The sequence below is a fragment of the Streptomyces sp. NPDC048248 genome (assembly GCF_043201875.1).
In the GTDB taxonomy this organism is placed as follows: Bacteria; Actinomycetota; Actinomycetes; order Streptomycetales; family Streptomycetaceae; genus Streptomyces.
Window position 1 is genome coordinate 650327 of the sequence record NZ_JBICZL010000002.1, and the last position, 7036, is coordinate 657362.

Below are 7036 nucleotides of genomic sequence, written 5' to 3' on the forward strand. Positions count from 1 at the left end.
GGCGCGTCCGCGCAGGCGCGGTCAGATGGGGCCGTCGTGACCTATGGTGCGCAGCGCGTGCGCGATGTCGCTGTGCCGGTGCGGCGAGACCTCGGTGGCCGCGTCCAGGAGCAGGGGCCCGAGCGTGTCGGGGGCGACCGCGGCCATGGCGGCGGACTCCTCCGGTGTGCGGGCACGGACGAGGGCGGCGAGCAGCTCGCGGGCCTGTGCCGTGCGGTTTCGCGCCAGCAGTTCCAGCGCGGCCCGGCCCACCTCGGCGACGGGACGGGCCACCCCTTGCCGGAGCAGCTTCGCGCTGTCCTCCGTACGGCCCGCGCCGGCCAGCGCGTCGGCGGCTGCGGCGAGCCCGTCGGGCGGCAGGCAGGCCGCTTCCCAGAGCAGGGTGGGCACATCGGAGCCCAATCCGGCGCGCTCCAGTTCGCCAACGAGGAGCGGGAGTTCGGGGGCGGGGCGGTTCGCAGCGGCGCACAGTTCGGCGTGCGCGAGGCCGCCGTCGCCGGCTGCGCGCAGGTGCGCGAGCCGCGCCACGGCGTCGGCGGCGGCCCGGTGCGCGACGGGATCGATGGCGGTGGGGGCGGCGTCCTCGGCCGGCGGCACGTCGTCGTACGCACCGGCGAACCGGGCTCCGCGTGGGGTAGCCGCAGCGGGTACGCCCTGCCCGTCGCCCTCCGCGGGACCGTCCGGCGCCGGGGCCGGCGTGGCGAACGGACCGATGGTCGGGAGCAGCGGCGCGGCATCCGCTGCCCCTGCGGCCTCCTCGGTCGGCTCCAGCCCCGCGAAACGTGCGCCACGCGGCCGTCCGGCCCCCTTGCCCTTGGGTGACTTCCTCCCTTTGCCCTTGGCTTTGGTCCGCGCGCCCCGCTCGGGCGCCTGCTGCGGTACGGCCGCCACGACGGTGTCCGCGGAAGCCTCCACGACGGCCCCCGCTGCCGCGACCGGCCCCACCGCCCGCAGCGGGGCCGGGGGCTCCGTCAGTGCGGCCGTGCCGCCCTTCGCCTCCGCCTCGGCCCTGCCGAGCGCCTCCAGCCGGGTGCCGAGCTCGCGGACGCGCACGCCCGCGCGGGTGTGGTCATCCTCGGCCCAGGCCAATTCCTCGGCCAGCCGCTCCCCTTCGGGCGTGCCCGTCGCCGCCCACACCGCGCCCTGGAGTTCGCGGGCGCGGAGCGCCGCCTGCTGGTGCTCGCCCCGCATGATTTCCAGACGCTCGCGCAGCGCGTGACGGCCGCCAGGCCCGGCGTCGTGGTCCGCGGACGCCCGTGCGTGCAACTGCCGGGCCCTCGGCCCCTCGGCCCCCAGGGACTGGTCGCCGCGCAGCCCCGCAAGGTCGTACAGCATCGATTCCACCACGTCCCACGGAGGCACGTCGCGCCCCTCCAGACAGGCGCGCAGACCCTCCGGGTCGCGGTGCAGGAAGACTCCGTACCAGCCGGCCGCCGGGTCGAGCCGGTGCGCGAGATCGGTCAGAAAGTGCGCGAACTCCACCACCGGCCGACGGAGTTGAGTCTCCGACATGCCTGCACCCCTCCCCTGCGACCGGACTCCGCCATCCCGCCCGCATTCGACACCAGCGATGTTTCCGCGAGGGTGACCGTCGTGCTACGGGGAGTTTTCCTGCGCCGCACATAACAGTCGAACTTGCAAGTTTAGCTGTTGAACTTTTAGGCTGGCGGCATGCCGGAAAACGAGCCGGAAGAGCTTGCCGCCGACGTGGGCGCCACCGTGGCGCAGCTGATGCGACACCTTCGCGCGGCGTCCCCCCAGGGCGAGTTCACCCCCACCCAGCGTTCGGTCCTCTCCCGCATCGACACCGGGGGGCCGGCCACCACCGCGGCGCTCGCCCGCGCGGAGCTGGTCCGCCCGCAGTCGATGCGGGTGACCCTCGCCGCGCTGGAGGAGCGCGGCGTTCTCGCCCGCAGCCCGCACCCGACCGACGGACGACAGGTCGTCTTCTCCCTCACCGACGAGGGCCGCAGGACGCTCGCCGCCGTCCGCCGCGCCAAGCACGACTGGCTGACCGTGGCCATCGCCGACCGGCTGACCGCCGAGGAACGCCGCACACTCGCCGCGGCGGCCGAGCTGATGCGCCGGCTGACACAGGAATGACCTGCCGCCGTCACCCGGCCAGCCGGACCGGGCGGCTGACCGCCACGGACCGTTCCGCGCACCGCCCCACACCCCCACGAGGAGCCACCATGCCCGCCACCACGCTCGATGCCAGGTCCGCGCTGGTCCTGATCGACCTGCAGAAGGGCATCGCCGCGCTGCCCACCGTCCACCCCGCCGACGAGGTCATCGCACGCGGCGCGCGGCTGGCCGCCGCCTTCCGCGCGCACGGGCTGCCCGTCGTCCTGGTGAACGTCACGGGCGGCGCCCCGGGCCGTACGGAGACGGCGGCGCGCGGTGGCACCCCGCCGGCCGACTGGGCCGAGCTGGTCGACGCACTCGACCGGCAGCCCGAGGACATCCAGGTCACCAAGAAGCAGTGGGGCGCCTTCCACGGCACCGGCCTCGACCTGGAGCTGCGCCGCCGCGGCGTGACGCAGGTGGTGTTCGCCGGCATCGCCACCAGCATCGGAGTGGAGTCCAGCGCCCGTGCCGCGCACGAGCACGGCTACCACGTCACGGTCGCCACCGACGCGGTCACCGACCTGGACGAGGAGGCACACCGCCGCGCCCTGGAGAAGATCTTCCCCCGGCTGGGCGAGACCGACACGACGGACGCGATCCTCGCCCTCCTCGACGGCGGCCGATGAGGCCGGTGGGGCGCTGAGACGGCCGACCCAACGGCAGATCAGCGCCGCCGGCGGCGCATCCCGCTTCACCGCGCCGGATGCACCGCCGGCCGGCGCTCGTGCCAGCGCATGTCGTCCTGGAGCTGCGCGGCCAGGGAGATCAGGTGCGGTTCACTGTGTGCGGGACCGAGGAGTTGCGCGCCCAGCGGCAGCCCGTCCGCGCTGAACCCGGCGGGCACGCTCATGCCCGGCCAGCCGAGGACGTTCCACGGCCAGGCGTACGGGCAAGCCGCGATCATGGCCTGGTCCGTGCGCCACCCGCTGAGCTTGGCGAGCGTGCCGATGCGCGGTGGCGGCGTTGCGGTGGTCGGCGTCAGCAAGACGTCGTAGGACCCGAACAGGGCCCCGATACGCCCCTGTTGACGCTTCTCCACGGCCCGCGCCCGGCGCAGCACCGGCCCGCCGAGCAGCCGCCCCAGCCGCACCGCCCCACGGGTGCGGCGGTCCAGCAGTGAGCGGTCGGGGACCCTGGCCGCCCACTCCCCCACACCCGCCGTGGCGCGAGGGACGAACGCCAGGCCCACCAGCCCGTAGTCCGGTTCGGCCTCCTCAACGAAGTGGCCGAGCCGGGCCAGGGTGCGGGCCAGCGCGGTGACCGCCGTCCGGACGTCGGGGTGCAGGGGTTTGGGTGTTCCGGTGAAGGCCGGCTTCCAGGACAGTGCGATGCGCAGCCGGCCCGGGTCCCGGCCGGCAGCCTCCCGTGCCGCGACCGCGGGCGGCCGGTGCAGATCGCCGTCGTGGTTTCCGCTCGCCGCGTCAAGCAGCAGGGCCGCGTCCTCGACCGTGCGGGCCAGCGGGCCGATGCCGGTGATGCCCTGGAACGCCTCCGCGTCCGGCCAGGTGGAGATGCGGCCACGCTGCGGCTTGATGCCGACCAGATGGGACCAGGCGGCGGGGATGCGGACCGAGCCGGCGCCGTCGGTGCCCAGCGCGGCGGGCACCAGACCCGCGGCGACGGCGGCGGCCGAGCCGCCGGAGGAACCTCCCGGCGTATGGCCGAGGTTCCACGGGTTGCGCGTCTCGCCGAAGGCCGGGCCCTCGGTGAACGGCCACTGCCCCAGCTCGCAGGCGTTGGTCTTGCCGACGATGACCGCCCCGGCGGCACGCAGCCGCCGGACCACCTCGGCGTCCCGCTGCTTCGGCGGGAACTCCCCGGCGCAGCCGAACGCGGTCGGCTCACCCGCCACATCGGTGTCGTCCTTGACCGCGACCGGCACACCGAGCAGCGGCAGCCGTTCGCCGGCCGCGAGCCGGCGGTCGGCTTCCTCGGCCTCCGCCATCGCCGCCTCGGCCCGTACCCGCCGGAAGGCGTTGACGCTGCCCTGGGTGGCCTCGATGCGGTCCAGTGACCGCAGGACCAGCGCGGTCGAACTCACCCGTCCGTCGGCCAGCGCCGGCGCCTGCTCGGCGAGGCCCTCGCACTCCCCGGCCCGCGGTGGGCCCGCCGACGCTGCTCCGGCCTTGCTGTCACGGCTGTCGTCAACGCTCATGGTGCGTGCCCTCCCTGGGACCGTCGCTGTTCGAACGAACGGTCCCAGGAGGCTAGTCGCCGGGGTGGGGGCCAGCAATGACGCCGCGCGGCGGGTGCCTCGACGACACACGGACGCCGCACACGGTGTGCGGGAGAGCAGTCCGGCTACGACCCGCGGACCACCATGGCCGATCCGCCGCCGCGCCGTACCTTCTCGGCCGCGGCCAGCCAGCGGCCGTCGGGCAGTCGCTGGATGCCGGTCGCCGCGCCGATCTCCGGGTTCTGCTTGAACGCGTGCCCGAGCGCTTCGAGTTGGCCGCGCACCGTGCTGTTCCACAAGCCCGGTTCGAGTTCGGTGGTCGCGGCGTTGCGCTGGCTGGCACGCGGTGCGGCGATGGCGTCGACCAGCGGCATTCCGCGGTCCAGGTGGTTGAGGAGGGTCTGCAGGACCGTGGTGATGATGGTCGCGCCGCCCGGTGAGCCGAGGGCGACCACCGGCCGGCCGTCGCGCAGGACGATCGTCGGCGACATCGACGAGCGGGGTCGCTTGCCGGGGCCGGGCAGGTTGGGGTCGTGCACGGTGGGGCTCGCCGGCGCGAAGGAGAAGTCCGTGAGCTCGTTGTTGAGCAGGAAGCCGCGGCCGGGAACGACCATCCCGCTGCCGCCGGTCTGCTCGATGGTCAGCGTGTAGGCGACGACGTTGCCCCACTTGTCGGCGACGGTCAGATGCGTGGTGTTCTCGCCCTCGTACGTCGTCGGCGCGGCCTCGCCCGTGCTGCCGCAACGCGCGGGGTGGCGCGGGTCGCCGGGTGCCAGCGGGCTGGTCAGCGCCTTGTCGTCGTCGATGAGGCACTCGCGCGAGTCGGCGAACCGCTGCGCGGTGAGGCCCTTGGTCGGCACGTCCTCGTGCGCCGGGTCGCCGACCCAGCGGCCGCGGTCGGCGAACGCGATCCGCCCGGCCTCGATGTAGCGGTGCAGGTACTGCTTCTCGCTCAGCCGTGAAACGTCGCTCCGCTCCAGGATGTTGAGCGCCTCGGCGACGCTGGTGCCGCCCGAGGAGGACGGCGCCATGCCGTGGACGTCCAGGCCGCGGTAGGCGGTGCGGGTCGGCGCCTGGCTGAGTGCCTCGTAGGTCCGCAGGTCGTTCGCGGTCAGGTCGCCGGGCCGCACCGTGCGCTCGGCACCGTCGCGCACCGGGGGCTTCCGGACGGTCCGCACGATGTCCTTGCCGAGCTCTCCTTCGTAGAGCGCTTCGACGCCACGGTGCGCCAACTGCCCGTAGGTACGGGCCAGATCGGGGTTCTTGAGGGTCGAGCCGACCACCGGCAGCTCGCCGCCGGGGAGGAAGAGGTCGGCGCTGGCCGGGAAGTCGCGGAAGCGGTCCTCGTTGTCCGCGGTCTGCCGGCGGAAGGTCTCATCGACCGTGAATCCTTGCCGGGCCAGTTTCTGCGCCGGCCGCAGCACCTGCCCGAGGGAGCGGCTGCCCCACTTGTCCAGGGCGGCGTCCCAGGTGGCCGGGGTGCCCGGCGTGCCGACGCCCAGGCCGCTGGTGACGGCGTCGTCGAACGGGATGGGCTTGCCGTTCTCCAGGAAGAGGTCCTTGCCCGCCGAGCGCGGCGCGGTCTCCCGCCCGTCGAGGGTCCGTACGCCGCGCGACTTCGCGTCGTAGTAGACGAGGTAGCCACCACCGCCGACGCCCGCGGAGTAGGGCTCGGTGACGCCGAGGGCGGCAGCGGTGGCGACCGCGGCGTCCACGGCGTTGCCGCCCTTCACCAGCACCTCGATGCCGGCGGCCGAGGCGTCCGGGTCGACGCTGGACACCGCCCCGCCGCGGCCGACGGCGACCGGGGTCTTGGCCGGTGTGGCTGTGGTGGAGCGGTCGTGCGCCGAGGGGCCGGGATGCGGGGACACCGACCGGGCACTGACCGGAACCGCCACCAGGGAGCCTGCCAACGCTGCGGCCGCTCCAAGGACGGTGAGACGACGGGCTTTCGACATACCGGAATGTCCTCCAGGGCGCGAGCGCGGCGGCGGCAGGGGCCGGAGCCTACTCGCGGGAACTGCGCGACGACAGAGGGCATCGCAGCACCCGTTCCGTTGGCGCGTACGGATATGCCCGCATGGATCAGGACAAGGGGGCCCAGGAGCCTCCCCCACAGCCCGCCCCACCCTCGAACACACACCCGTACAGCCGCTACGCTCCCCCGCCATGGACGACACCCTGCTGCTCCTGACCGCGGCCGGCGTGGCCCTCATCGTGGGCCTCGCGGCCGGCTGGGCCGCGCAATCGGCGGCGGCCCGCCGGAAGCTGACCCGCGAGCAGAGCTTCTTCGGGCTACCGTCCGGTTCGGAGTGCGTGCTGGTCACCCACCGGGACAGCACCTCGGCCCACTGGAGCATCCCGCGGCACGACGCGCTGGCGCTGCTCGGCCTTGCCGCGGTCATCGAGAACTGCGGGGCGCACCCGGAGGTCGCCCCGCACGACACCGGGCTGCAGGGCTTCGGGGCGCGCACCGAGTTCTGCGTCGGGGACCCGACGGCGCACCGCCGGCTGGCGGCCCACATCGCGAATCTGCTGCCGGGCGTCGCGGTGCAGCCGGGCGAGGAGTCCGGCGCCGACCGGGGCACCTTCACCATCGGCGGCTCGACGTACCGGATGGAGCCCGGCGCGGTCGAGACGATCATCACCGTCCACAGCACGACGGTGAGCCTGGCGATGTTCTCCACCCGCCGCCACAGCACGACGAGGACCCCGGCGGTGACGACGAGACCG

6 protein-coding genes are annotated in these 7036 nt (G+C 74.4%); 3 read left to right on the plus strand and 3 right to left on the minus strand.

Annotated elements, in window-relative coordinates:
* Window positions 1-21: 21 nt before the first annotated feature.
* Entirely contained in the window at window positions 22-1512 is a 1491-nt protein-coding gene (locus ACGFZW_RS06020) for a hypothetical protein (protein WP_393891799.1), read from the minus strand.
* Window positions 1513-1671: 159 nt separating this feature from the next.
* Here ACGFZW_RS06020 and ACGFZW_RS06025 point away from each other — a divergent pair, with 159 nt between their 5' ends.
* The gene (locus tag ACGFZW_RS06025) at window positions 1672-2103 is read left to right on the plus strand and encodes a MarR family winged helix-turn-helix transcriptional regulator (RefSeq protein WP_393891800.1); all 432 of its coding nucleotides are present in this window, start codon (window positions 1672-1674) and stop codon (window positions 2101-2103) included.
* An 89-nt stretch (window positions 2104-2192) separates the two neighbouring features.
* Window positions 2193-2753, plus strand: coding sequence for an isochorismatase family protein (locus ACGFZW_RS06030; protein ID WP_393891801.1), 561 nt, complete (start codon window positions 2193-2195; stop codon window positions 2751-2753).
* Between the two features lie 65 nt (window positions 2754-2818).
* Here ACGFZW_RS06030 and ACGFZW_RS06035 read toward each other — a convergent pair whose 3' ends face one another.
* Window positions 2819-4282, minus strand: a complete 1464-nt coding sequence (locus ACGFZW_RS06035) for an amidase (RefSeq protein ID WP_393891802.1) — start codon at window positions 4280-4282, stop codon at window positions 2819-2821.
* A 146-nt stretch (window positions 4283-4428) separates the two neighbouring features.
* Window positions 4429-6261, minus strand: a complete 1833-nt coding sequence (ggt, locus tag ACGFZW_RS06040) for a gamma-glutamyltransferase (RefSeq protein WP_393891803.1) — start codon at window positions 6259-6261, stop codon at window positions 4429-4431.
* A gap of 211 nt (window positions 6262-6472) precedes the next feature.
* Between ggt and ACGFZW_RS06045 the strand changes: the two genes are divergently transcribed.
* A partial coding sequence (locus ACGFZW_RS06045) for a hypothetical protein (RefSeq protein ID WP_393891804.1) occupies window positions 6473-7036 on the plus strand: 564 nt, incomplete at its 3' end.

Coding starts and splice junctions, on each gene's coding strand:
- ACGFZW_RS06020 (WP_393891799.1), bottom strand. CDS start 1,512: ATGTCGGAGACTCAACTCCGTCGGCCGGTGGTGGAGTTCGCGCACTTT.
- ACGFZW_RS06025 (WP_393891800.1), top strand. CDS start 1,672: ATGCCGGAAAACGAGCCGGAAGAGCTTGCCGCCGACGTGGGCGCCACC.
- ACGFZW_RS06030 (WP_393891801.1), top strand. CDS start 2,193: ATGCCCGCCACCACGCTCGATGCCAGGTCCGCGCTGGTCCTGATCGAC.
- ACGFZW_RS06035 (WP_393891802.1), bottom strand. CDS start 4,282: ATGAGCGTTGACGACAGCCGTGACAGCAAGGCCGGAGCAGCGTCGGCG.
- ggt (WP_393891803.1), bottom strand. CDS start 6,261: ATGTCGAAAGCCCGTCGTCTCACCGTCCTTGGAGCGGCCGCAGCGTTG.